The sequence below is a fragment of the Micromonospora sp. CNZ296 genome (assembly GCF_007827635.1).
In genome coordinates this window covers 1-23,702 of record NZ_VISW01000038.1, presented here as the reverse complement: position 1 = coordinate 23,702, position 23,702 = coordinate 1, and the positions used below count along the sequence as shown (strand labels likewise).

The 23,702-nt window shown below is 66.5% G+C and carries 29 protein-coding genes and 1 pseudogene; 21 read left to right on the top strand and 9 right to left on the bottom strand.

The genetic code is table 11. The features are described from left to right. Positions 1-94 (bottom strand): annotated as a pseudogene (locus FB455_RS33100) (IS5/IS1182 family transposase); the annotation flags it as partial. 136 nt (positions 95-230) lie between these two features. Here FB455_RS33100 and istA point away from each other — a divergent pair. From istA to FB455_RS33040, 13 genes are all read left to right on the top strand, one after another. Then, entirely contained in the window at positions 231-1,658 is a 1,428-nt protein-coding gene (gene istA / locus FB455_RS33095; RefSeq protein ID WP_240638536.1) for an IS21 family transposase, read from the top strand. Next, positions 1,655-2,416, top strand: coding sequence for an IS21-like element helper ATPase IstB (istB, locus tag FB455_RS33090; RefSeq protein WP_114919810.1), 762 nt, complete (start codon positions 1,655-1,657; stop codon positions 2,414-2,416). The genes istA and istB overlap by 4 nt, the downstream gene beginning before the upstream one ends. Next, positions 2,416-2,676: a hypothetical protein gene (locus FB455_RS33085; protein WP_114919811.1), complete on the top strand. Its 261-nt coding sequence runs from the start codon at positions 2,416-2,418 to the stop codon at positions 2,674-2,676. The genes istB and FB455_RS33085 overlap by 1 nt, the downstream gene beginning before the upstream one ends. 464 nt (positions 2,677-3,140) lie before the next feature. Beyond that, on the top strand, positions 3,141-3,845 hold the full coding sequence (locus tag FB455_RS33080; RefSeq protein WP_013285024.1) for an RraA family protein: 705 nt from the start codon (positions 3,141-3,143) through the stop codon (positions 3,843-3,845). After that, positions 3,842-4,960: a DUF2332 domain-containing protein gene (locus FB455_RS33075; protein ID WP_013285025.1), complete on the top strand. Its 1,119-nt coding sequence runs from the start codon at positions 3,842-3,844 to the stop codon at positions 4,958-4,960. The genes FB455_RS33080 and FB455_RS33075 overlap by 4 nt, the downstream gene beginning before the upstream one ends. Further along, positions 4,957-5,829 carry a nucleotidyltransferase family protein gene (locus tag FB455_RS33070; protein ID WP_013285026.1) on the top strand — a complete coding sequence of 291 codons (873 nt, stop codon included), beginning with the start codon at positions 4,957-4,959 and terminating at the stop codon, positions 5,827-5,829. The genes FB455_RS33075 and FB455_RS33070 overlap by 4 nt, the downstream gene beginning before the upstream one ends. After that, positions 5,810-6,721, top strand: coding sequence for a radical SAM protein (locus FB455_RS33065; RefSeq protein ID WP_013285027.1), 912 nt, complete (start codon positions 5,810-5,812; stop codon positions 6,719-6,721). The genes FB455_RS33070 and FB455_RS33065 overlap by 20 nt, the downstream gene beginning before the upstream one ends. A gap of 345 nt (positions 6,722-7,066) precedes the next feature. Further along, the gene (locus FB455_RS33060) at positions 7,067-8,683 is read left to right on the top strand and encodes a condensation domain-containing protein (protein ID WP_013285028.1); all 1,617 of its coding nucleotides are present in this window, start codon (positions 7,067-7,069) and stop codon (positions 8,681-8,683) included. After that, on the top strand, positions 8,670-9,326 hold the full coding sequence (locus tag FB455_RS33055; protein WP_041798899.1) for an HAD family hydrolase: 657 nt from the start codon (positions 8,670-8,672) through the stop codon (positions 9,324-9,326). The genes FB455_RS33060 and FB455_RS33055 overlap by 14 nt, the downstream gene beginning before the upstream one ends. Beyond that, complete coding sequence (locus FB455_RS33050; protein WP_013285030.1) at positions 9,326-10,399, top strand: phosphotransferase enzyme family protein; 1,074 nt, start codon at positions 9,326-9,328, stop codon at positions 10,397-10,399. Before FB455_RS33055 ends, FB455_RS33050 begins: the two co-directional genes overlap by 1 nt. A 33-nt stretch (positions 10,400-10,432) precedes the next feature. After that, on the top strand, positions 10,433-12,337 hold the full coding sequence (gene asnB, locus FB455_RS33045) for an asparagine synthase (glutamine-hydrolyzing) (RefSeq protein WP_275896029.1): 1,905 nt from the start codon (positions 10,433-10,435) through the stop codon (positions 12,335-12,337). Positions 12,338-12,367: 30 nt separating this feature from the next. Beyond that, entirely contained in the window at positions 12,368-12,490 is a 123-nt protein-coding gene (locus FB455_RS35035) for a hypothetical protein (RefSeq protein WP_275896030.1), read from the top strand. Next, positions 12,481-12,639 (top strand): hypothetical protein, encoded by a 159-nt coding sequence (locus FB455_RS33040; RefSeq protein ID WP_420915211.1) that lies wholly within the window; start codon positions 12,481-12,483, stop codon positions 12,637-12,639. The genes FB455_RS35035 and FB455_RS33040 overlap by 10 nt, the downstream gene beginning before the upstream one ends. A 267-nt stretch (positions 12,640-12,906) precedes the next feature. Here FB455_RS33040 and FB455_RS33035 read toward each other — a convergent pair whose 3' ends face one another. From FB455_RS33035 to FB455_RS33005, 7 genes are all read right to left on the bottom strand, one after another. Further along, complete coding sequence (locus FB455_RS33035) at positions 12,907-13,401, bottom strand: hypothetical protein (protein ID WP_114919812.1); 495 nt, start codon at positions 13,399-13,401, stop codon at positions 12,907-12,909. Between the two features lie 143 nt (positions 13,402-13,544). Beyond that, on the bottom strand, positions 13,545-13,790 hold the full coding sequence (locus FB455_RS33030) for a hypothetical protein (RefSeq protein WP_013285033.1): 246 nt from the start codon (positions 13,788-13,790) through the stop codon (positions 13,545-13,547). Beyond that, on the bottom strand, positions 13,766-14,113 hold the full coding sequence (locus FB455_RS33025; RefSeq protein ID WP_013285034.1) for a major facilitator superfamily protein: 348 nt from the start codon (positions 14,111-14,113) through the stop codon (positions 13,766-13,768). Before FB455_RS33025 ends, FB455_RS33030 begins: the two co-directional genes overlap by 25 nt. Next, complete coding sequence (gene galE / locus FB455_RS33020; RefSeq protein ID WP_041799221.1) at positions 14,110-15,084, bottom strand: UDP-glucose 4-epimerase GalE; 975 nt, start codon at positions 15,082-15,084, stop codon at positions 14,110-14,112. Before galE ends, FB455_RS33025 begins: the two co-directional genes overlap by 4 nt. 336 nt (positions 15,085-15,420) lie before the next feature. After that, positions 15,421-15,756, bottom strand: a complete 336-nt coding sequence (locus FB455_RS33015; RefSeq protein WP_114919813.1) for a nucleoside triphosphate pyrophosphohydrolase family protein — start codon at positions 15,754-15,756, stop codon at positions 15,421-15,423. Further along, complete coding sequence (locus tag FB455_RS33010; RefSeq protein ID WP_275896047.1) at positions 15,746-16,483, bottom strand: peptide-N4-asparagine amidase; 738 nt, start codon at positions 16,481-16,483, stop codon at positions 15,746-15,748. Before FB455_RS33010 ends, FB455_RS33015 begins: the two co-directional genes overlap by 11 nt. A 721-nt stretch (positions 16,484-17,204) precedes the next feature. Further along, positions 17,205-17,612 (bottom strand): Imm32 family immunity protein, encoded by a 408-nt coding sequence (locus FB455_RS33005; protein WP_145755749.1) that lies wholly within the window; start codon positions 17,610-17,612, stop codon positions 17,205-17,207. A gap of 185 nt (positions 17,613-17,797) precedes the next feature. Here FB455_RS33005 and FB455_RS33000 point away from each other — a divergent pair, with 185 nt between their 5' ends. The 6 genes from FB455_RS33000 to FB455_RS32970 all read left to right on the top strand — a co-directional run bounded on the left by FB455_RS33000 (position 17,798) and on the right by FB455_RS32970 (position 22,079). Then, complete coding sequence (locus FB455_RS33000; protein WP_114919816.1) at positions 17,798-18,223, top strand: hypothetical protein; 426 nt, start codon at positions 17,798-17,800, stop codon at positions 18,221-18,223. A gap of 128 nt (positions 18,224-18,351) precedes the next feature. Next, positions 18,352-18,861, top strand: coding sequence for a DUF1877 domain-containing protein (locus FB455_RS32995; RefSeq protein WP_114919817.1), 510 nt, complete (start codon positions 18,352-18,354; stop codon positions 18,859-18,861). 214 nt (positions 18,862-19,075) lie between these two features. Continuing rightward, positions 19,076-19,741, top strand: coding sequence for a hypothetical protein (locus FB455_RS35030; protein WP_240322313.1), 666 nt, complete (start codon positions 19,076-19,078; stop codon positions 19,739-19,741). Between the two features lie 166 nt (positions 19,742-19,907). After that, positions 19,908-20,141 (top strand): DUF6924 domain-containing protein, encoded by a 234-nt coding sequence (locus FB455_RS32980; protein WP_145755748.1) that lies wholly within the window; start codon positions 19,908-19,910, stop codon positions 20,139-20,141. Positions 20,142-20,228: 87 nt separating this feature from the next. Further along, positions 20,229-20,795, top strand: coding sequence for a hypothetical protein (locus FB455_RS32975; RefSeq protein ID WP_114919819.1), 567 nt, complete (start codon positions 20,229-20,231; stop codon positions 20,793-20,795). Between the two features lie 1,080 nt (positions 20,796-21,875). After that, entirely contained in the window at positions 21,876-22,079 is a 204-nt protein-coding gene (locus tag FB455_RS32970; protein ID WP_013285058.1) for a hypothetical protein, read from the top strand. A gap of 78 nt (positions 22,080-22,157) precedes the next feature. Here the strand turns inward: FB455_RS32970 and FB455_RS32965 are convergent, their stop codons facing one another. After that, entirely contained in the window at positions 22,158-22,526 is a 369-nt protein-coding gene (locus FB455_RS32965) for a cyclic-phosphate processing receiver domain-containing protein (protein WP_041799227.1), read from the bottom strand. Positions 22,527-22,884: 358 nt separating this feature from the next. On the opposite strand from FB455_RS32965, the gene FB455_RS32955 reads away from it, so the two are divergent. Both FB455_RS32955 and FB455_RS34490 read left to right on the top strand, forming a co-directional pair. Next, positions 22,885-23,415 (top strand): hypothetical protein, encoded by a 531-nt coding sequence (locus FB455_RS32955; protein ID WP_013285056.1) that lies wholly within the window; start codon positions 22,885-22,887, stop codon positions 23,413-23,415. Between the two features lie 30 nt (positions 23,416-23,445). Further along, positions 23,446-23,598 (top strand): hypothetical protein, encoded by a 153-nt coding sequence (locus FB455_RS34490; RefSeq protein ID WP_013285055.1) that lies wholly within the window; start codon positions 23,446-23,448, stop codon positions 23,596-23,598. Positions 23,599-23,702: the final 104 nt, after the last annotated feature.

Here is a 23,702-nt window from a genome sequence, read left to right as displayed (position 1 = left end):
GAGACCGTTGCTGCTGGCGGCGGGTTCGGATGAGGGCGGCGAGGTGGTTCAGGCTGCGGGTGGACAACGGAATCGCGGCAGGGTAAGACAGCACATGTCGGGGTACGGCCTGGAGTGCAGAGCTAGGTACAGCTGATCTTGCAGAGGTGCGCACTGTTTGTCCGTCGTCGGCGGGTGACTGAGGGTGAGGCTGCTCGGGTCGTGATCGGACCGGCGTGGGGCGGCTGGCGGTGGGGGCGTTGGATGAGCAGCGGTGGCTGGATGTGCGCCGGTTCCGGGCGTTGCACGAGGCTGGTGCGAGTGTCTCGGAGATCGCTCGTGAGACGGGCCTGAACTGGCGGACGGTCAAGAAGTACCTGGCTGCTGGTGGCGGCGAGGTGGCGCCGGCGGTTCGGGCGCGGCCGGCTCGTGGGCAGTTGATCGACGTGTTCGCGCACGTGGTCGATACGTGGTTGCGGGCGGAGTTGCTGCTCAAGGGCACGGTGATTCATGAACGTCTTGTCGAGCAGTACGGGTTCACCGGCAACTACCAGCGGGTGAAGTTGTATCTGCAGCAGGCCCGGCCGCGGATCGCTGCGGAGTTGGGGATCAGCCCGGATCAGCTGGCCGGGCTGCACCGCCGGTTCGAGGTTGTTCCGGGTGCGCAGGCGCAGGTGGACTGGGGCGACGAGGGCGGCATCCTGGCTCACGTCGGGATCCCGAAGGTGTACTCGTTTCACATGGTGTTGTCGTACTCGCGGGATCCGTTCTGCTGTTTCACCACCAGCCAGGACCTGGCCGCGTTCTGGGAGTGTCACCGGCGGGCGTTCGCGCACTTCGGCGGGGTCCCGGGGGTGGTCGTCTACGACCGGACCAAGACTGTGGTCCGTCGGCACGTCGCCCCGGGCCAGGCGGTGCCGCTGCACCCGGAAGCGGTCGCGTTCGCCGGGCACTACGACTTCGACATCGATGTGCTGGCCGCCTATCGGCCGACCGGCAAAGGGCGGGTCGAACGGCAGGTCACCATCGTTCGTGATCATGTCCTGGCCGGGCGGGCGTTTGCGTCGTTGGCCGAGCTCGATGCCACGTTCGTGGCGTGGGTGCCGCAGCGGCGGGCCGTGCGGCATCGCACCCACGGCGAGATCATCGGCGTGCGGGCGGTCCGCGACCACGCCGCGCTGCGACCGATCCCCGCCCGGGCGTATGTGGTCGCCGACCGGCATCTGCGGCACGTCGGCAAGGACTGCCTGGTCGCCTATGCCGGCAACCTCTACTCGGTGCCGGCCCGACGGGTCCGCCACCGTCAACTCGTGGAGATCCGGGCGACCGCCGCCACGATCACCATCCACGCGACCGTTCCCGGCCTGGACGGCACCACGCTGCTGGCCACGCACCAGCGGGCCGTCGGCCGCGGCGCCCGCGTCGTCGACGAGAGCCACTGGGATGGTCTGCCCGACGGAAACACCCGTGCCGTCACCACCGGCGACCCCGACAGCGGGCAGCCGACCACACGCCGGCCCGCCCGTCACGACAGCAGTCAGGGACCGCTGCAAGCCCTGCTCAACCGGGCCGCCGCCGCCCAGATCGCCGTCGAGGCCCGCCCGCTGTCGGTCTATGAGCAGATCGCTGCGGCCAGCCCGTTCACCCACCGCCCACACCTGAAGGACGTCTCGACGTGAGTGAGCTGGTCACCAACCGCATCCACGCCAGCGCCACCAAACTCGGCCTGCCTCACCTGGCCAAGACGCTGCAGGAACTCACCGGCCGGGCCGACACCGAGGCCATGGGCTACCTGGAGTTCCTCGACCTCGTCCTGCAAGAGGAACTCGCCGTCCGCGACGAACGCCGCTTCCGCGCCGGGCTACGCCTGTCGAAGCTGCCGCACCACAAGACCCTCGACGACTACGACTTCAGCTTCCAACCCGACCTGGACCCCCGCAAGGTCCGTGACCTCGCGACCCTTGCGTTCGTGCAGGCCAAAGCCAACGTCGCGTTCCTCGGCCCGCCCGGCGTCGGCAAGACCCACATCGCGGTGTCCCTCGCGGTCGCCGCCTGCCGAGCCGGGTTCACCGTCTACTTCACCACCCTCGACGACATGGTCCGCCACCTCAAAGCCGCCGACGCGATCGGCCGGCTGGCCCCCAAGCTGCAGACCTACCTACGCCCCACCGTCCTGGTCATCGACGAAGTGGGCTACCAACCCCTCGAACGCCCTGAGGCCAACCTCGTCTTCCAGGTGATCTCCAAACGCTACGAGAAGGGCTCCACCCTGCTGACCTCGAACAAGGGCTTCGGCGAATGGGGCCAAGTCTTCGGCGACGAGGTCCTGGCCACCGCCATCCTCGACCGGCTCCTGCACCACTGCGACGTCGTCCCCATCAACGGCCCCAGCTACCGACTCAAGAACCGCCTCACCGCCATCGAGAACGTCGCCTGATGCCCACCCCGGCCAACCCGGACGACCTCGCGACCACCAGCAACACCAACCACCGCGACCTGCTGCAGCTCCTGCTCCAGATCTGCGAGGACTTCCTCGCCAACACCGGGCCGGCGACCCACCACGAGGTCGACATCCATCTCCGCGCCCGCGGCATCACCGGCGGACCTGGATGGCTCATCGACATGCTCGGCCTCACCCGCCTACGCCTGCAGAACACAACCCACCGTGACGAACAAGGCGCCCAACACGACGCATGACCTCTGCAAGATCAGCCGTACTCACCTCTGCACTCCAACGAGTACCCCGACAGCACAGCGAGGCTCCCGGTTGGGGCATCTGATCTTGGTCGACTGCTGTCTTACCGGGAGCCTCGTCCTACATAGACACCGGCCTTCCCGCACCGCCCGTGACCTGCACCGTCACGATGAAAATGGCTCACTGAGGGGCGGCTCGCCGAAGTCGTCGCTGGTGAGACGTGGCGGCTCCCTCTTGATCACTGCCCGCCTGCCACTTTGGCGATCCTTATGCCTTTGTCGGCAAGTCTGAACGCTGAGCTCAGCCGCTTCATCCGAATTCGCTGCTTTCGTGGGCTCTTGCTCGGGTGTGGACGTTTCCGCAAAGCGGATGTTGCTGTCACGTAAGGTCGCTGCTACCTTTTCGTCCGTTGTCGCGCCGGCCCAACCATCCGTCGCGGTTGTACTGACTCACGGGGGAGGTTGCGGTGGTTGCGGCTGCCCAAAATCATCCACAAGCCGGTCGTATCGTGTGCGACATCGAGCGCACATCGCCGTTGGCGGTGTCCGCACTGGCGCAGTGCTACACCGGGTTCGTGCTGGACAAGCTCGGCAAGTACGGCGCAATGTCGCCGCGGATCTCGGCGTTGTTGCCGGGCATGAAGGTGTGCGGTACCGCTGTCACGGTACTCGGAGCAGATGTCTCCGTCCGGCGTATGGCGATCGATCTTGCCAAGCCGGGCGACGTCCTCGTGGTGGCTGCCGGCGGTGTCGAGGACCGCGCCTGCTTCGGCGAGTACACGGCCAGGCAGATGGCTGCCCGTGGTCTGGCGGGCATCATCATCGACGGCGCTACTCGCGACGCGGCCGACATCCGGCGCGTCGGCTTTCCAACGTTTGTCCGCGCTGTTACGCCGCGCAACTTTTCGTATCCCTTGGCGGAGATGGGCGCGGTGAACGTCCAGGTAGTGTGCGGCGGGGCGACTGTAGCGCCGGGCGACGTCATCCTCGGCGACGACGACGGCGTTGTCGCCGTGCCGCGCCTGCTCGCGGAGGCGATGGCCGCCACGATCGTCAGCGAAATGAACGCTGACACCGAGAAGCGGCGCGGCAACTTGGAAAAGCCCTTCGACCTCGCCGACACGCTGGTCGAGCGGGGCTACGTCTTCGAGCGTTCCGGGAGCCGAGCATGAGCCTTCACCAGAAATACGACCGCCACGCCGAGCAGACCTTGGAGACCCTGTCGGCGCAGTTCATGCACTTCTCCGAGAAGCTGTGCCGCGGCTCGTCGGAACTCTATGAGCACCTGGCGGCTGCTGCGTCCAAGGAAGAGGGCATCCTCAAGCTCGCGCTGAATGTCAGGGGCGGGCAGCCCGCGCCGAACATGTACTTCGGCGCTGTGCACTACCTCCTGCTCTCAGGCACCGATCACCCACTGGCCAAGTTCTACCCCAGCGTCAGCCCGGACAGCTACTCCCGTGACTACGACGAGGCGTTCGCTCAGCTTCAGGACTTCTCACGCAGTTACGGCGATCAAATCCGAGAAATCATCTCCAAGCGGACCGTCCAGTCCAACGAGGTACGGCGCGCTGGGCTAATCCTGCCGGCCCTACAGGAGGTGATGGGGCGTGCCGGGCGCTTTCACCTGATCGACGTCGGGGCCAGCGCCGGGCTGGTCATGTGCGTCGAGCGGTTCCGATATCTCTACTCCAACGGGGCTGAGCTCGGTGACCCGGCGAGCCCTGTCGTCATCAACTGTCAGCTGCGCGGTGAGCTGGAACCCCCGATCGGCGACTCGATTCCCACACCGCTAAGCCGGATCGGCCTCGACCTGTTCCCGGTCGATGTCGCCGACCCCGACGAGGCCGCGTGGGTACGCGCGTTGATCTTCGCCGACCACGTCGACCGGCTGCCGTTGTTCGATGCGGCGGCGGCCGTCGCGAAGGCGGCGGTTCTGGACCTGCGTGCTGGTGACGCAGGCATTGTGCTGCCCGAGGTGTTGAGCGGGTTGCCGGACGACTCGTCACCCGTGTGCGTCCTCTTCTCCTTCGTAGTCAACCAGGCCTTCGCCGACGGTAGGGACACGGCACGCGCGATCCTGGAACGGGCCAGCCTGTCCCGGCCCGTGTTCGAGGTGACGCTCGGAGACTTCGGCAAGCGCTCGACGCAGCTGTTGTTCGCCGAGTATCGCGACGGCGTCCGGGTGGCCGAAGCGGAACTCGCGTTCATCGACCCTCACGGGCGGTGGATGGAGTGGACGGACGCCTCGGGCGCCGTTGGCTGCGCCGCGCAGGGACGGCCGGAGTGAGGATTTGCAAGGCCGTCATCCCGGCCGCCGGCACCGGGTCGCGCCTGTGGCCACTGACCGCCACCGTGCCCAAGCCGATGCTGCCGATCGGGCGCACCCCCATTCTCGAGCATGTGATCTCCAACCTGCGAATGGCGGGCATCGAGGAGGTCATGGTGGTGGTCGACTTCCGCCGAGACGCGATCATGGACTACTTCGGCGACGGCAAGGCCTTGGGCGTTGATATCTCCTACGTGGTGCAGGGCCCTGATCTGCGTGGGTCGGCGGGTGCGATCCTGCACGCGGCCGAGTGGATCGGTGATTCCGGCTTTATGTTCGCTAGCCCCGACTGCTACATGGGGAAGCCGGCCACCAGCGCCTCTCCGCTGACGGCGCTCCAGCGCCTGGTCGCCGCCTTCGAGCAGCGGTCGGTGATGGCGATTGCACTAACTGAGTGGGTGCCCCGGCAGATGGCCGTCGGGGCACCGGCCCTGAACATTCCACTCATCGCATCCACCGCGGCCGACCCGCAGGACCGTGATCCCTTCCCGATCGATCTGAGCGCGCCCGCACCGGTGAGCGAGAGCGGTCGGCTGAGCGTGCTCGTTCCCCGTGGCTACTGGGCACTGTCGCCCGACATGCTGGACGTCATGCGCCGAACCCCAGTCGGCCCTGACGGCGAGGTGCGCGTCTCCTCGGCGGCGCGGCTGGTCACCCCGACGAAGGCCGTATGGGCCGCGCCGATGTGGCCCGGCGAGTGTTCTGTCGACATCGGGGACTGGTCGAACTTTCTCCGCATTTCCGCCCTCGCGGCCGTGCAGGACGAAGAGTACGGGCCGGAGATTGTCAAGTTCGTCTCAGGGGAGCTCAGTGGCCAACGACTCTCGTGAGAGCGGGACTCGCGAGCCGGGTCCTCCCTTCGCCTATCCCAGCTCTATCGACATCAACCCCACCGCCCGTTGCAACCTTCGGTGCACCTTCTGCTGGGGGCCCGATCACGACATCCGCGACGGGCTCGACACCGCCGAATGGAAAGATTTGCTCTCCCGGTTTAGGGCTGGCGGCACGTCGGCCGTGGTGTTCACGGGGGGCGAGCCGCTGCTGCGCCGAGACATAGGAGGACTCCTGCGGCACGCCTCCGAGGAAGGCTTCCGGGTGACGCTGTCCACCAACGGCATCCGGCTGGGTCGCCACCAGGATCTCCTGCGCTACGTTGACGAGATCGGCATTCCGATCGACGGCTCCAACGTGGCGGTCAACGCTAAGATGCGGCAAGGGAAGTTGGCGGACCTTGCATTCGATGCGGCGCTGAGCGCTCTCGACACCGTCCGAAGGGCCGCGCCAGCGGTGCAAATCACGGTACGCACGGTCGTCAGCGCGGTGAACGCCGATGACATCCCCAACATCGCCTACCTCCTGTCGGACCGGCGGCCGGTATGGGACCGCTGGAAGCTGTACCAGTTCGTCGCGGCAGGCATCGGGCTCGACAGCAGCGACGAGCATCAGGTGGACAATGCCACATTTCGTCGAGCGCTGGCCGAGGCTCGCACCATTATCGGTCCGGGTCACATGGTCGGGCAGGAGCAGACGGACCGGGTGGGCCGATACCTGTTCGTCGGGCCGCGCGGCGAACTCTTCGGGGTGTCCGACTCGGTGGGCTACCGAACCATCGGCTACTGGCGGGACGTTCTCGAGAACGCCTCCAATGTTCCGGTCGACCTGTCCCGCAACGGACTGCACGGCCAGATTTCGCAGCTGGAAGGACCAGATGGAGTGCAGTAGGTTCGTCTGCCTCGATCCTGCTCCGACGCGCCATGCGGCGGGCAATGCTCGGCTCTGTTTGCCCTACGCTGGAGCCGGCACGGTGCACTTCCGCTCGTGGTCACGGCAAGCCGGCGAGGTGCCTCAGCGTCTGCGCGGCCGACATACTTGCTGCGGCCGTTCGGTACTTACAAGACGTTCTGCCTGTGCCTTGTCTGCGGCTACGACTAGGTGGCCTAGTAGCTGTCCCGCTACGGCGGTCACAGTTGCAGACGCTGATCCTCGACGTGCCCGCAGTGGTGCGGGACATCGTGCGGGTCGCTGTGCGGTGGGCGGCGCAGGTCATTCCACCGGAGGTGTTAGCTGATGGGCATGGATAGTCTCGAGGGGCAGGTCAGCCAGCTGTGGTGCGAGGTGTTGGACCGTCCACACGTGGATCCAGACGACAACTTCTTCGACCTTGGCGGCGACTCGCTCTTAGCCATTAGGTTGGCCAGGCGTGCCCAGCAGCGGGGCCTGTCGATCGGACTGCCGGAGATCTTCGAGTGCGCCAACCTGCGCCAGTTTGTCGAACTCGCCACGAGGAATAGCGATGCGGGCAGCGACCGCGACGAGGTCGTTCCGTTCGCGCTCACGCCCATTCAGCAGCTATCCCTGGCCAGGACGACCCGGCTGAACGATTTGACGGTCGCGCAGCTACTGACCATCCATGAGGCCGTTACCGAGGGGCAGGTTCTGGCGGCCCTCGGCGCCGTCGTTGCGCGGCACGGATCGTTGCGTTCCCGGATCGACGTGACTGCGACGCCACCTCGGCAGCAGATCGTGGCGGTCGCCGATCACCAGTTGCCGGTTCGTGTGGTGGAAGTGCCGCCGGACCGGCACTACGCCGTCCGCGCGACGGCGGACGAGGCGCGCGCCGAGGTCGACCTGGCGACAGCCAGCGTCGCGGTCTTCCGGATCCTCGCCCACGGTGGACGGCCGTGGGGGCTGTTGGCCGTCCTGCACCACCTCATGTTCGACGGGCTGAGCTGGGATGTTATCCACGCCGACCTAGAGGAGGCGCTGCAGCGGGCACGGCAGGGCCTGGCCGCCCAGCCGAGGCCGGCGACCTCGATGAGGGCGTGGGTGAGCTTCGCGATCAACCACACCACGTCAGATGAGGCGGCGCGGTACCTGACCTACTGGCGTGGGCGTCCGTGGGATCGGTTACCCGACGCGCTGCGGTCAAGCGATGTGCACCCACGTCCCCTCGCGGAGATCGCCACCATCCGTTCAACCTGCGCGGTGGCTGACGAGGCTCGACGTCGTCGTTTGCGGCAGCGGGGGTACGAAACCGTGATCACGAGTGCGATCAACATGGGACTCGTCACGGTGCTCGGGGCGACCGCGACCCTGATCGACGTTGTCATCAACGGTCGTGACCAGATCCGTTCGGGACCAGACCTGTCTCGGACCGTCGGCTGGCTCGCGGAGTACGTCTCCACGTTCTTCGACTTGGGGGACGCGGTCTCGCCACCGCGCGTCCTCTCCGCCACCGCGCGGTCGCTGGCCGACATCCCCGGCTCTCGACTGATCGGACGGTGGGCGCGGGACCACTATCCCGACCCGGCCGTCAGGTCGGAGTTGCGGGACATGCCGGAACCGGCCGTGTCCCTCAACCTGCGGCTGGTCGACGATGCCGGTACATGCGCCAGTGTGCTGCGGCTCGCCGACGTAGACCTCGGTATAGGGCTGTCCGGCGGAGAGCGGCAACCGTACATGCTCAAGGTCGTGTGCGACCTGTCCGGCGAAGTGCTGTCCACTCAGTTCCGCTACCACCCCGGAGAACTGGCGACGCCCGTGGTGCAGCTGCTCGTCGAGGAGTACGAACGAATGATCTCGTTCGTACTCGACCAAGATCCGGCCGAGGAGCACGAGCCGGGGCAGCAGAGTGGGTGCTTCCCCCTCATTGCTACAGAAGCGGACACAAATGATGATTTTTGACGTCGACGGGTATCTGTTCGATCTGGATGGGACGCTCGTCGACAGCGTCTTTCAGCACGCGGTGGGATGGAAGGTCGCGCTGGACAGTGTCGGGATCAGCGTGCCGACCTGGCGGGTACGGCAGTGCGTCGGGCTCGGCGCTGCCGATTTCCTCAGGCGGGTGTCGACCCGGCCCGTTGACCCCGACGAACTGAGCCAGCTTCGCGCCATTAAGGCGGCGGTGTTCGCGCAGATGAGCGCTAGTGTCGGACCGTTTGACCGCGCCGTTGAGCTGCTCGCCACGCTGCGCGCACGGCGGATGCCGTGGGCGGTGGCGACCAGCGGGGAGCGGTCGACGGCGGGGCCGTTGCTGGAGCGGCTCGCCATTGCCCCGTCCGACGTGGTGGTCACTCTCTCCGAGGTCGGCCGGGCCAAGCCGTGGCCGGACCTCTTCCTGGCTGCCGCGGAGAGCTTGTCGGTGGACGTGCGGCGGACCGCCGTGGTCGGCGACAGCGTGTGGGACATGCAGGCGGCGACTGCGGCCGGAGCAGTCGGGGTCGGCGTGCGGTCCGGCGGGGCGGACACTGCCGAGCTAATGGAGGCTGGCGCGGTGGCGGTATTCGACGATGTTGCGGCTCTGCTCGACCGGCTGCTGAAGCAGTGATGCGATCGACCGCGGCATCGCCGGACAATCTGCGCTCACAGGAAGCGGAGCGGATCGCGGCCGCTCTCGACGCCCGTGTACTGCCGGCCTTCGGCATGTATGACGGTACGCTGAGCCTGCTAAAGAACTCGGAAAACCTCACCTTTCGCTGGGTGGGCAGGGTGGCCGGCCGGGGAACGCTGAACCGCGTGGTCCGAGTGGGCCGGCCCGACTACCACGACCTGGACTCCGTGCGGTCGGAGCTGGCACTGCTGGACGTCCTCGCCAGCCGGCTGCCGGCCGCGACGCCAGTACCTGTGCCTCGCCTCGATGGCGATCCGCTTGCTGCGCTGCCTCCATCCGACGGGGCGGACGTACGGCCGATCGCCGTGTTCGAGTGGGTCGACGGGCATCCCGGTTCGACGGGTGCCCGGCAGTCCTGGACAAGCTTGCACCAGCTGGGCGTGGTAGTCGCTGCTCTGCACAACCTGGGACCGGAGGCGGCCGGACTTGGTCTGTCCCGCCCAAAGTGGGACTGGGAGGCGCTGGTCGGGACGGGGATGTGGCGCACGGGCGACCGGACCTGGAGCAAGTGGGGTGCCAGTGCGGGCGCTGGGTGGATCGCTGCGCTCGAAAACGTCGCCCCCGTCGACCGACGGTGTCTGGACGAGATGGCTGCGCGCACACGTGACGCGATGGCGCAGCTGAATAGCGAGGACGGTAACTGGGGTCTGATCCACGGCGACCTCAACCCCAGCAACGTCCTGACGACCGACGACGGCGTCGGCCTGATCGACTTCGATGACTGTGGGTGGGGCCTGCACGTGTACGACCTAGCGGTCGCGCTTCTCTGGCCGTATCTAAACGGCTCCGGGAAGGCGGCGCGGGACGCCCTGCTGGCCGGTTACAGGACAGTGCGCCCCCTGCCCGCATCGGCGGAGGCGTCGCTGGAACTGATGGTGGCAGCCCGGTCATTGGCCCTGGTCAGGTACTTCAGCGGACGGACCGACAGCCCGCGTCTGCGGGCCTGGGCGCCGACCTTCCTTCCTCGGGCGTACGAGCTGCTCCACACCATCGAGCGGCACACCCGGTAGCAGGCCGAGCACGAGAGAACGGGATTGGTTGACGTGTGTGGAATCGCAGGTGTGACCAGCTTCAACGGTGCTGTCCAGATGCAGCCGGTCCTGCGCAAGATGGCCGACCTGATAAGCCACCGCGGCCCGGACGGATGCGGCTTGGTCACATTCGACGGCGACGAGGTTCGTCGTGGCGCTTCGGCCGAGGACGGCCGGCCGGCGCACGCGGGGTTGGCGCACCGGCTGTTGTCCATCGTCGGTGAGCCGTCCGATGGTCTACAGCCGGTCGCCACCGACGACGGCCACCTCTGGATGGTTTTCAACGGTGAGATCCACAACTACGTGGAGCTTCGTGATGAGCTGCGCGGGCGAGGCTATGATTTCCACACGGACACTGACACCGAGGTCGTGCTGCATGCCTACCGCGAGTGGGGCGAGAGGTGCTTCTCTCGCCTCAACGGCATGTGGAGCCTGGCGGTCTACGACCGCAGCACACGAGTGCTCACCCTCGCCCGTGACCGTCTCGGCATCAAGCCCCTGTTCTACGTCCGTACCGCGCGTTCGTTCGTGTTCGGCTCGGAAATCAAGGTCCTCGCTGGACATCCCGAGGTGGAGCTGCGTCCCAACCAGCAGATGCTGTACCGCTACCTCGCACACAACTACCGCTGGGTGCACGAGGAGGAGGAGAGCTTCTACGAGGGCATTCGGCAGGTCCGGCCCGGGCACGTGTACCGGCTGAACGCAAACGGTCAGCTGACCGCGTCGAGTTACTGGCACCTAGATCCGAGCAACGTCTGGACGCCGGCCGACGAGCGGGAGGCAACGGAACGGTTACGGGAGCTGCTGCTCGACGCGGTGAGGATCCGAATGCGGGCCTCGACCGACGTTGCCGTGTTGCTCAGCGGAGGGGTCGATTCAGCGTCGGTAACCGCCGCGGCGGGCCGAGCTTCGCATGCCGGTTTGGCCACCTTCTCCGCCCGGTTCCGCACCGGCTCTGACGAGGGGCCCTACATCGCCGAGACACGTCGGGCGCTTCCCGGCCGTCACGTCGACGTGGCGATCGGGCCGGATGACTTCCTGCCCACGCTGCAGCGGATCGTGGCCGCCCACGACGTCCCGCTGTTCACCCAGACCTGGTATGCGCACTGGCGTCTCATGTCCGCGGTGGCGTCGGAGGGCTTCCGCGTCGTGCTCACCGGGCACGGCGGGGACGAGTTGTTCGCCGGGTACGCCCACCACGACGCTTACCACGCAGCCGAACGGTCGGGTCGGGCGGGGGAGCTGGTGTCATCGGGTGCCCTCGCCGCCCTAGCCGGCCCCATCGTGACCGACGCTGACCCCGTGGTGCAGTACTTCTCCGATGGCACCGGTGCGGCGATCGCGACCAGGGTGCGCCCCGCGCGGTACGCGGACGTTCTCGGCCGTGACTTCTCCGCGACCGGTCGCTCCGGCATCGCCCGCGTCAATGTCTTCCGCGATCGCGGCTACCTGGCGGCGAAGCTCTACCAAGAGCTGGCGTACGAGACGATTCCGATCGTGCTGTGCCCGGAGGACAGGAGCAGCATGGCCTTCAGCGTGGAAACACGTCCACCCTTCCTGGACCACCGCATCGTCGAGCTGGCCTTCGCGCTGCCCGACGAGTACAAGCTGCGCCACGGAGTGCGTAAGTGGGTGCTACGGGAGAGTATGCGCGGACTCGTTCCGGACGCGGTTCTCGACCGTGCCGACAAGCAGGGGATCAATGTGCCCACTGCGACGTGGTTCCGGACGGACGTTCACGACGACATCCGCGATGTGCTCGCGTCGGCGTTGATCGTCGAGCAGGGCATCGTCGAACGCGAGCCGATCCTGCGGTACCTGGAGGAGCACCGTCGAGGTGAGGGCAACCATTACCTCGGCATCTGGCAATGGCTCAACGTCGAGTTGTGGCTGCGCAGCCTCGCCGGCGCCGCCTGACCACTTGACCCTTCATCCAAAGGAATGCGGATGGACAGCGAGCTGAGCACCGCCTTGGAGGTGGCCTGGTGTGCGGAGCTGGGCGTGAGCGAGGCTGCTCCCGACCAGAATTTTCCGACCTTGGCGGTGACTCTCTATCCGCCATCAGGCTGACGGAGCGCATCGAGGCCGCATTCGGCATCGAGTTCCCGATCGACGTGCTTTTCCTAGAGGGCGCCTACGCCGCCGTGGCGGCCGAGTGCGCCGCCCGGTGGTTCGGGCAAACGACGTCGGTCGATGCCGGCGGGACCGCCGATGACTGAACCGGCGCTGCCGCTCCCGCGCGTCGCGGTCGTACACGGAGTCGGCGCAGTCGTCGGTATCGGCGAATTGGTGCTCGCCGCCCCGCGGTCTGTGCGAACTCGTCATCGCGGTGCGCGCACAGGTGGCCCACGCCAGCCCCCGTCGCGGCCGCGGCCCGCCTCGCGGAGGTGGTCCTGCTCGACGAGTCTGATCCCGTCGGCTCGCTCGCAGGGAAAACCTCGGCGGGGTGACGACGTTCCACGATGGAAGGGTGGAACTGGCCGACCTCATCGCCGTCGAAAGTGGTCTGCCGGAAGTATCGTCCGTCGAGCGTCCCTGGGACAGATCACCCAACGGCGGGTGCTGCCGCAGGCGGGGATCAGCTCGGTCGAGGCCGTTACGGTCGACTCGCCTGACGACCTCGTGGCTGCCGTCGAGCGCCTCGGGCCGCTGCGCCCGAACGACAGTGCGTTGCACCCAGGTGCCGAGTGCGGCACAAGGCTAGGACGACCCAGCCCCTTCCAGCCCAGGTCCAGCGTCAGCCAGGTCAGCACCGCCGGCGCGATCATGCGGCCAAACTGGGCGCCGGTGGAGTGGGCAGCCTGATACTGACCGTGCGCGTGGTCCGGCGCCAGGTCGAACGAGATACCCCAGCCGCCGGCGGAGTGCTTCAGCTCGCCGAGCACGTGCAGCAGCGTCGCCACCATCAGCGCAGCGGCCGCGAGCCACCCCTGCGGCAGGCCGCTCACCGCGAAGACGAGGCAGGCGGCACCGTTGAACAAGCCGGCTTGGCGGCTCGCCCCGGCGGCGCCGGTCAGGCTGTTAGTACCTTCGACACCCGTACCTGCAGTGCCACGACCGTGACGGTGTTGGTGAGGAAGGCCACCTAGACGAGCCAGGGCGGAGCGCCTGTGCGGTTCACCGCTTACAGTGGCAGCACCACGTTCAGGATGTCGAAGTGCATCGACATGAGTCCGTCGAGGGCGACGAAGGTGAGGAACGACGGTCCCGCAGCGCGATTAGGCGCTTCCCGCCATCGGCGGAGTGCAAGAGGCTCCACCTCGGCCAAACGGGTGACGAAGGCCGCGGACACCAGGTAGCTGAGCGCGTTCGCGACGATCAGCGACCGGTACGCGAACGCGGTGTCTACAGTGATCGCGGTGCCCGCCATGACAGTGCCCAGCGAAAACCAGCATGCCTGCCGCAAGCAGCCCCCAGGCCGAGGTAGGAGGCGAGCTCCAAGCGGCGCCGGCCGTAACGGTCCGCCATATAGCCCATGGGGGTGCTCGCCGCGAAGCTGACGGCCGCCGCGACTGTGAGCCCGAGACCGACCGGCGTGGCGCCGAGGTCTACGACCCGCGTCAGATACAGCATGCTGATGGTGACCCAGAGCCCGTTGCCGATCGTGTTGACCACGGTCGTGACCACCAGCACTCGAGCAGGGGCGGACGTCGGCAACAGCCGACGCAGGCGAGGGCGCGCGGCGGTGATCATGATCTCTCTTCGATCTCGTGACTCTTCGCGAAGGCCCACGCGTCCCCGATGATGTCTGCCAGCTCGGGACGAGCGGGAACCCAGCCGAGGCGGGTCCGGGCCTTCTCGCTCGACGCGACGCTGACGACCGCGTCCCCCGCCCGCCGGTCTGCCACATGCACAGGGATCGGATGTCCGGTGACCGCGCGGGCGGTTTCGATGACCTCCAGGTTGCTGAAGCCGTTGCCGTTACCGAGATTGTAGATCTCATGCTGGTACGGCACGGCGTGCTGGAGGGCGAGCAGGTGTGCCGCGGCCAGGTCGCTGACGTGAATGTAGTCTCGAACGCAGGTGCCGTCCGGCGTCGGGTAGTCGGTCCCGTACAACATGAGGTGCGGACGGCGGCCGGCGGCCACTTGGAGGACGATCGGGATCAGGTGGCTCTCCGGCTCGTGGCGCTCGCCAAGCCGGTCAACTGCGCCAGCGGCGTTGGCATACCGGAGGCTGACCGCAGCCAGGCCGTGAGCCCGTGCCTCGCTCTCGAGAACCGTGTCGACCATGTGCTTGCTGTGGGCGTACGGGCTCGCCGGGCGGACGGCCGTCGTCTCGGTCAACGGTGCCATGCCCGAGGAGTCGTACATCGAGCAGGTGGAGGAGAATACGAAACGGGAGATGCGGGCCCGGCGTGCGAAGTCAAGCAGGTTCAACGTTCCGACGATGTTGGTCTGCCAGTACAGTTCGGGCCGCACCACGGATTCGCCGACCTCGATCTTGCCGGCAAGGTGAACGATCCCGTCGAAGCCGTCACGCTGGGTGAAGGCCTGGTCGACATCGTGGATCGATATCTCGTGGAATTTCACCCCGGTAGGAAGGTTGTCCGCGTAGCCCGTCGACAGGTCATCGACGATCACGACCTCGTGCCCTGAGGCCAACAAGCTATGGGCCACCACACTGCCGATGTAACCGGCGCCGCCAGTGACGAGGATCTTCAACCTATACTCCAGCTTTTCTGCTTGCAATGACACTGCCTCCGGCCACGCAGGGCGGCTCGGCTAGCTGATCTAGAGGCAGATAATAACTAGTCTCGGACCACGTCATGATCCGGGAATGAGCCATTGGCGGCAAGGGCTGGCTCCGGGCCAGCCACCGCATTGGTGGGCTGGAGGGTCAGAGGCTGGCAGGCCGTAGGCTGCTGACGGGCGTCCCGCCGAAGACAGTGGAGCGTCGTGGCCTCGGACCTGTCGAAATCCCTCCCCGGGGGCGATCCCAACATGGCTACCGTTGGTTCGGTGCGAGCGGACGGCGCACCGATGTTAAGGATGAAGACACTATCTTGTTTCGCAAACGTCTCCTGCTCCGATTTGCTGCTCGATCGCCGCGGTCAGGCGTGCAAACTCCGTAGCCAGGTCGACCCGGTATCGATCAGCGAGAACCAGAACCGACCAAAGGCAGTCCGCCAGTTCATGGCCAAGGCGCTGGTGAGCATCGGTTGTCTCCCGACGCCCGTCCACCGCCAGCACCAGCTTCGCTAGATCTCCTACGTCACCGACGAACCCCAAGGCCAGATCGCTGGATCTCCAAGGCTCGCGACCAGCGGCAATGTTGTGACGGTCATAGAGCTCAGCGATAGCAGCTGCTCTCACCCGCAAGGCGTCAAGGTCCATCACTGCAACATACAACGGCTGCAACTCTGCCGCGCTCGCCGACCGACAACACGGTGCGCCCGTTACTGCCGGTCGTAGCAGGCGCCGTGCGGCCCGGTGCCCCTGGCCTGGACACCGTCACCGTTGAGGTGTCGGTCCAGGTCACTTGCTGGGCGTCCGGGCGCTCGTCCGATCCCCAGTAGTGCTCGTTCTGATTGGCCAGGGCCTGCTCGACGGTGGTCACCACCCGGCCGTGGGAGGTGTCGAGCCAGCCGACTGTGCGGAACCGGTGCGCTGCGTCAACGTCAACCTGGTGGGTGTCGCCCTCGACGTAGCTGTCACGTCGTTGCGCAGCGCGCCAAGCTGGTGGCTGAGCAGTCCGGTGGTCTGCGTGCTGCGGTAGTCTCGCCACACCAGGAAGTTCGTCGGCGTGCCCCAGCCCGACTGGCCGGCCGGCGCCCCGATCGTCCGCACCCGCATCCGGTGGGGCGCGCACCGTCGGTGGGCAGCCCCACGAACGGGTCCGGTCGTACCGGATTGCTTGGATGTTGAAGGCGCGCGGCGCGGGGATCGCGTACCAGAGGAACGGGTTGGACCAGCCGCCGGTGTAGATGTACGGGTACGGCACGGAGATGCCGGCGATATGGTCGTCGAGCAGCACCTGCGCCTTTCGGTACGGCCCGTCGGCCGAGGTGCCGCAGGAGTAGCCGGCGTCAGGTGACGTGGTGCCGTACCAAACTCCTCGCAGCCGGCGTCGGCCTGCCGACAGAGAGTAATTGGCAGTCGATCAGCTACCGCCGGTCTCGCGGCCGAGATTGGGGGAGCAGATTGGGAGCAGCCGGTTGCACTGAACGGCGTTGAACAACGGCCAACGGCACTGAACGGCACTGAACTACACCCCTCACGCCCTGCGGGTCCTCGTTTTCGCAGGTCAGAGTCGCTGCGGCGTCCTGTTTCACACAACTGCACTCAACGGCAGCGAACAGCAGTCAACGGCACTCAATATCGCCTGGTGGGGGAGTGTTCGCAGGTCAGGCCGGTAAAGGGCTTGTGGGGGCTCGTACCTTACAGGTGGGTGCAGATTGGGTGCAGGTTGTCGAAGTGGTCACCGCACCCGAAGTGCTCACCCATGCCGGGAAGAGCGGATGGCTTCACCTGCGGCGATGTGGGCGAGCGCCTGGCGTGACCTCCCAGAGAACGCCGAAGTGGTCATCTCCGGTTGCTCCCCGCCTGCCTGCTGTCGGCTTCTTCGTCCTGGGCTCGCTGACGCCAGTCGCCGGGACGATCCTACATCGACGTTCGGCTCTAGATCCGCGACGGCGGAGTTGGTAGGGATTCCGGCAGTTGAGACTCGAATCCCACTGGCAGCCATCTGACCAGGGCTTCCTGAGCGGTGACCTCTTCGGCGCGCCCGGAAGCGTCAGCACCGGCGGCTCCGCTTCATAGGCCGACGTCCGCTCATGCCGAGATCAGTGCATTGTCTGCTGCGGAACATCTGGCCAGTCGGCCACGATGACCAATGGGACTGAGCCTGGCGACCGGTAGTCGTCCCCAGGAAGGTACTCGATGTGCTGATGGCGGTGGACTGCCCGGTCATCGGCGGTCTCGGCTTGCTCGGCCACACCATCGAGTGCATCCCAGATGATGTCGAGATACTCGCGGCCACCGGAGAAATGCAGCGTGGTCTCGCCTTGCAGACTGACAAGCAGTGGGCCGGTGGTCCTCTCCTGGGCGACGACCCCGCCCGTGATCGCTACCTCGAAATGCCCAGCATGTTGCCGTAGCAGCCGGCCGAGGGCACGGAGGGCAGCTGGCGGGCCGGCAAGCTCCAGCTCGCCGTCGCTGACGGAAAGACGGCAGCTCTGGTGATCATCCATCGGCGCATCATCCCTCAACTCGCCGCCCCTCATCCGCCGTCCGGATCTGCCGCCGAGCGGGCCTGGGCTGGCCGGTGTCACTTACCATCCGTAGCGGTTCCGCCAGCGGAACGGCCTGCCTGCCGAGGTCGAGGGCTCCAAGTTTCAAGACCCTTCCAAGGGTCCGAAGGCGTAAGGTCGCTGCCGTGGATCAGTGGCTTTCGGTGCTCGACGACCTTCTCGTGAGGCAGTTGCCGGCTGACGCTGACGTGCATCACGTCGATCTGCGGGTGAGCGAGGACTTCTGGGACTGCCAGACTCGCGATGAGATCTACGAACCTCGTTGCGCCGAGTTCGAGGCGGACCGTGATCGCTTTGCGCAGGCCATCACCATCCGGTATGGGTCGCCGCAGCCGAAAGATCTCATGCCGTACGTCTCTGGCAATCCGCCGCATGACGAGCCAGGCAGCTTGCTCTTCGACTACTTGGCCGGCTGGTTCTGCGAGGTCGACGTCTGGCAGGTTGGCGACCGCGGCATCATCGTCGAGGTCGGCCACTACGACAAAGAGCTGCCGCTGCAGCTCATGCTCGTCGTAGGCGATATTGGGGACGGTCGGACAACCGTGCTGTAGCAGCATCCGAATCTGCCGCAAGGCGGTCGTCGCTGAAGGTATCCGTATCGCGGGTGCCTGCATCCGATGTGTAGCGAGGAGTAAATTTCGAGGGCGGCGATGATCTACGGTCTGAGAAGCTCTCGAGCGTGGCCGTTACGCAGCAGTTGGCACGACTCTCGCCTGGGCAGCTCGCCACGTGCCGCAGCTCGGCCGAGGAGCTGGACAAGCTCTGTTCGTTCGCGCTGCTCCCCTTCACGGAGTACCTGGACCTCGATTGGGCACCGGCTCCGCTCATCCGCGTGTTCGAACTGGCGCAGGTCAGCACGCCGATCGCCGCAGCGTTGCGGCGCGGGCTCAACGGCGACGTAGAGATCAATCCGGCCTTCCGCGACCGCCGGGACACGGTGTGGGAGCATCCCGTGACGGCGCTCGAACCTGCCATCGTCGCTGATGTTGCCGCGTTACTCGGACAGGTCGACCCGGGGGCGGTGCTGGCCGCCCTGCCGGAAGACGCCGCGGCGGCACTGCTGTGCATCGGAATGCGTCAGTTCGACGGACACCCACGGCCGTACCTGCAACGGCATCTCGCCGCGCTGCGCGACTTCTACGCACATGCGGCGCATCGGCGGCTGGCGGTTGCCCTCTGGTGGGACTGAACCGCACCGAATCCTCGGCGCACCCTCAACTGCCGCTGAGCATGCACGCCGGCGTCGGCCGGTCCGTCACCGATCATGTGCGGGCACCGGTAGGTACGGCGCCGTCGAGTGCACGACCGAGCCGAGATCGCGCGGCGGTGTAGTCACTCACCTCGTGGAGTCGGCACGTGTTACGGCAGCTGTGGATGGACGAGCGAGATATCCCCATGTTCAGGTGGGTGACATCGAGTTCAATAGCGCCGTGATCACGATGCAGGCGGTCATCGAAGTCCCCGCGCTCACCAACGACCCGGCGCCGCCATGGCCGGTGGCCCAGACCGCACCTTGGTCATGGCTGCCACTCAACGCCGCCTGCACCGATGAGGAAATCGGACTGTTCGTGGCCGCTCTGGCTGCTCGGATCGAGGTGCCGCCTCCTAGCGACCGCGATGAGGTCGTGGACGCCCTGCTCGCCGAGGAACCATTAATCATCGCCGGCGGCCTGCAGGTGGGTGACCCCAGCACCGGAAGGGTCGTGGTGCCGGGCTGTTGCGCCGGACTGGAGGACTGGCGGGACTGGGCGCAGGCCCTTGCTGGCGACTCGCCATGGCTGGGCCACGACCCGGGCCCTGAGATCGAGGCGGTTGGCGATGACCTGCGGGTGTGGCAAGACCGCGGCCCGGACCGTCATCGCGGCCGCTGGGCCGGGCTCCATGTCGACCTCCCGCGTCATGCGCTGCCGCAGCTGCTGAAGGGCGTGCAGCGTGACCTCGTCGGCTTCCTGGACGCCTTGGCCAGATGGGCTGATCGGGCCGACCTGGGCCGGCAAGGGACCGCCTTGGTGAGGGCGATCGACCATAGCTTCACGATCACCGCACCACGGGACTCGCCGGAGGGTTAGTGGACCGTCCACGGGCCGGTTTCGACTTGCGCAGTGCTGACATCAACATCGACACATGCCAGCACCCGCTTCCGCCGCCGATCGGTCGGCGGTTACGCGTGGCCAGACACCGCGTCGATCTGGGCGCCGGTAGGCCAGGGCCTCTTTCGATGGTTAAGCTGCGGCGGTGGCAGAGTTGCCGGGGACATGGAGCGTCCCGGTGGTACGAGCAGACTTCACCGATGACGCCGTCTGGAATCAGATCAGGATGCGGATCGCGGAGCCGACCGAGGAGGGCTTCGGCGCGGACGTGGATTTCGTTGAGGACCGCGCGTGGGACGGCCTGGATGAGGCATCGATCGTAGCCAGCTACCCACCGAGCTACCCGCACGAGTACCGGCACCTGAGGTTCCCCCGGTAGGTCGGAGGATTCGGCAAATCGGGGGAACCTCACTGGCGCCAGGTGACCAACCCCGGCGAGGCGGGGAGCCCTTCAAGGAGATCATCGGTGAGTGAGCACAGCCTGACCGTTGTTCGGCTGGACAGCGCTTCGTCCGCGGAACGGGAGGAGGCCATCGCTGGTGTGCGGGACCTTCTGCTTGCCCGCGGGGTGATTCTGCACAGCGACCGTCGTGATGCTTTGTGGCAGCCAAGCGAATGGAAGCCCGGTCCCGGAGCGCGCAGCGCGATGGTCGAGCTGGTCGACTGGTTTGACGGCTTCCTCGATACGGCCAACAACGGCGTCGACATCTGCGGCGACCGCGATGCCTACCATCCGGTGGAGAACGATGAGCCGCCGCGATGCCCTCACTGTTCGGCCGGCGCTCCGATGGCCTACACCGAGTCCTACGGCGACTGGCTGCACGAGTGGTTGACCGCCGGCCGGGAGCCAGTGTTCGGGTGCGATCAGTGTGGCTGGAGCGGGTTGGTGGGGGACTGGGGCGGGCAGTTCGGCGTCCTGATCGGAGCACCCGCTGTGACGTTCTACAACTGGCCGCCGCTCTCACCGGCGTTCACCGCAGACATCCGCGGTGCCCTCGGCGGTCGCACCGGCGTTGTAGCCAGCCACTGGTGACGTAACCCGACGCCCTCACGGGTGGACATCGTCGGCTGCGAATCATCACTGCGACGGCTCCCCCCAATGAGGCCCGTCCAGTCATCGCTGGACGCGCCCGCAGCCAGCTCCGTGAGCTGGCAGACTTATGCCCTCGGGAAGCGGTCTGGGAGCTGCGGGATGCGTGACGCCGAGGCAGTGAACACTGTCCGGTCTCAGGGGGGTCACTTCAACCGGCGGCAGGGACCGCATTGCAGCAGCTGGCCTGACACCGGCACATCCGGCAACCGCACCGGTGCCGGCGTGGGCGTGGGCGGCAGTAGACCGTGTCCGCCGGTCAGCCGCCGGCGGCGTCGTGCCGAGACTAGGGGAGCGGGATGGGAGCAGACGGGTGCACTGAACGGCGTCGAACAGCGTTTATCGGCCCTGAACGGCATCCAACTGCACCCACCCCGACCTGCACATTCTCGTTTCCGCAGGTCAGAGTCGGTGCAGCGTCCTGCTTCACAAGGAGTGCTCCGCGATTTTGCGCACCAGTCGACAGCACTCTATGTCCCCTGGCAGGGGAGTGTGCGCAGGTCACGGCGGTAAGGAGCTGCTGAATCACCTGGCCTTGCAAGTGGGAGCAGATTGGGTGCAGGTTGGCGAAGTGGTCACCGCGCCCGAAGTGCTCACCGACACCGGGCAGAGCCGAGGGCTCTGACCTGCGGTGATGTGGGCAAGCGGTCCGGCGTGACCTCCCAGAGAACTCCGAAGTGGTCAGGGGTAGCTGCTCCCCGCCTGGATCATGCCGACTGTCGTCCTCGGTCCCGCTGATGCGGTTCCCGGGCGTCATGTCGTATCGACATGCGCCTCTGAATGCCGTCCTGGTGGCGCTGGTAAGGCTCGTGGGAGCTGAGACTCGAATCCCACCAGCAACGCGCTGACCTGCGCTTCCTGGGCGGTGACCTCTTCGGCGTTTCCGAATGCATCAGCCTCGAAAACCCGCTCCACAGAGTCGGGGACGTCTACTCACGCCGAGAAGCGTTCACCTCGAGGGCTGTAGGTCGGCGTACGCTGACCAGGTAGGTGCGGTGCGATGGCGCTTGAGGGAGATGCGGGATGGTTGAGCGCGTGACTGCCGACCGGCTGATCCTCGTCAACGTGGTGGGTCGCTGGTTCTACCTGCGGCAGCCGACTTTCATCGGCACCGGGCAGAGCTACTGGATCGATCACGAGACCAGCGAGCTGTGCGTCGACCGTGGTGCTGCCCGCGTTACCCGGCATGCTCGCGTAACCCGGCACGCAGGTTGGATGTGTCGGTAGCTGAGATTCAGGGCTCGATAAGTGTCCGGATCCGCCACGGACGAAGAACGACTGTATGTGACGGCGTAGCTGGATCGATCAGCTCGCCGGAGGGCCTTTGTCGTAGCCGACGTCTGAGCAACCCGACGCGACGCGGACCCGGTAACCCCAGCGCCTCAGGACAAGCGCGATTCTCGTGGCACCGCCCGGGTTGGCGGAATGGACGACGACCACGCCGATGTTGAAGGGGCGGTCGTCGAAGGCGGCCTGTTCCAGGACCTCTATCACCGGCCAGATGGTGTCGTCGCCGCCCAGGTCGTGGTCCAGCCACAGCTCGTCCAGCCGACCATCCCGGTAGCGGGTAAGAAGCTCGACTCCGGCAGCGCTCGTACGGGCCACCTCCGCGCGGCGGCCATCGACGAATGACCGAAGGTCATCGATCAGAGCGATCGCTGGTCGGGCGTCCACCCGGTCATGATGCGCGGGCGCCGCCACGCGTCGCCATCCGGTTTCGCCGGCGAAGCAGGCTCCGAGAGCTGTCGGGGGGGGGTGTTGCGGTGATCCAGGCCGGCGGCGAAGCCGCGGATTCGGGGCATCCGGCGTGGCGGGCGCGGTTGATTCAGGTGTCGAGGTGCTGCTCGGTGCCCTGGTGGCGAACCAGCCCGGCGGACCCGCGGGCGAGGCCGGCGACGGTATCCAGGTCCGATGAAGTGGCGGGCCGGACAGCGCCCCGCTCCCCAGGGGGGCGGGGTCGGCGGCATACGGGGACGGGCGGATGAGCCGATCTTGTGGCAGTAGCCATCGGCCAGCCTGGAAGGATGTGAGCGTGACAGGTGCGAGTACTGCGGTAGACAGGCTGGCGGCGTTGGTTGGCTGGAGTGGCAGGTCTCCGTACGACCCGGACTGGTCGTCGTTGCAGGCTGCCTTCGGTCACCAGTTCCCCACGGACTTTCGGCAGTACGTGGAGCGGTTCCCTCCGGGCGCTTTCGACTTCGTGCAGGTGTTCCACCCATGCGAGAGCGAATACCGCGAGGACGCGGCTTACTACGTCGACGTACTTCTATGGCGGACCAATCCGGCCAACGGTATCGAGGATTACTACAGGTTCGGCAACAAGCCGGGCGAACTGTTCGCTTGGGGGACGGTCAACGGCGAGCTGGAGCTTTGCTGGGAATTGTCCAGTAAGCCCGCCGACACGTGGACGTGCGTGGTGGCAGACATTCGCGGCCGGACCGGAGAAAGCTATCCAGGCGGCATGTTGGACCTACTGCTGGATGCTCTGGGCGGCACCGGAAGGGTCAGCTTACTGGACTATCTCCGCGAGGTTCTGCCAACTACCTTCGAGCCGTACTCCTGAGATGGGACGGGGTCGGAGGAGGAATCAGCGGTGAGTGAGCACAGCGTGGCCGTGGTCCGGCTGGCTAGCGCCTCGTCGGCGGAGCGCGAGGAGATCCTCGTCGGCGTGCAGGACCTCCTCCTTGCCCGCGGAGTGATTGTCCGCAACGACCCGAACGTCGTCCTGAATGTGACCACTGGTTAAGAAGGCTTAAGGGGGTGTCTCAGTTGGTGATTTTTGCGAGTCGGCGGTGGCAGATGAGGATGGCGGCGAGGTCGGCGAAGGCTTGGAAGTGCTCGGCTTTGCGT

Coding starts and splice junctions, on each gene's coding strand:
- FB455_RS33050 (WP_013285030.1), top strand. CDS start 9,326: ATGCGATCGACCGCGGCATCGCCGGACAATCTGCGCTCACAGGAAGCG.
- FB455_RS32970 (WP_013285058.1), top strand. CDS start 21,876: ATGGTTGAGCGCGTGACTGCCGACCGGCTGATCCTCGTCAACGTGGTG.
- FB455_RS33015 (WP_114919813.1), bottom strand. CDS start 15,756: ATGGACCTTGACGCCTTGCGGGTGAGAGCAGCTGCTATCGCTGAGCTC.
- FB455_RS33025 (WP_013285034.1), bottom strand. CDS start 14,113: ATGATCACCGCCGCGCGCCCTCGCCTGCGTCGGCTGTTGCCGACGTCC.
- FB455_RS35035 (WP_275896030.1), top strand. CDS start 12,368: ATGGACAGCGAGCTGAGCACCGCCTTGGAGGTGGCCTGGTGTGCGGAG.
- FB455_RS33085 (WP_114919811.1), top strand. CDS start 2,416: ATGCCCACCCCGGCCAACCCGGACGACCTCGCGACCACCAGCAACACC.
- FB455_RS33005 (WP_145755749.1), bottom strand. CDS start 17,612: ATGGATGATCACCAGAGCTGCCGTCTTTCCGTCAGCGACGGCGAGCTG.
- FB455_RS33055 (WP_041798899.1), top strand. CDS start 8,670: ATGATGATTTTTGACGTCGACGGGTATCTGTTCGATCTGGATGGGACG.
- FB455_RS33075 (WP_013285025.1), top strand. CDS start 3,842: ATGAGCCTTCACCAGAAATACGACCGCCACGCCGAGCAGACCTTGGAG.
- FB455_RS33060 (WP_013285028.1), top strand. CDS start 7,067: ATGGGCATGGATAGTCTCGAGGGGCAGGTCAGCCAGCTGTGGTGCGAG.
- FB455_RS33030 (WP_013285033.1), bottom strand. CDS start 13,790: ATGGCGGGCACCGCGATCACTGTAGACACCGCGTTCGCGTACCGGTCG.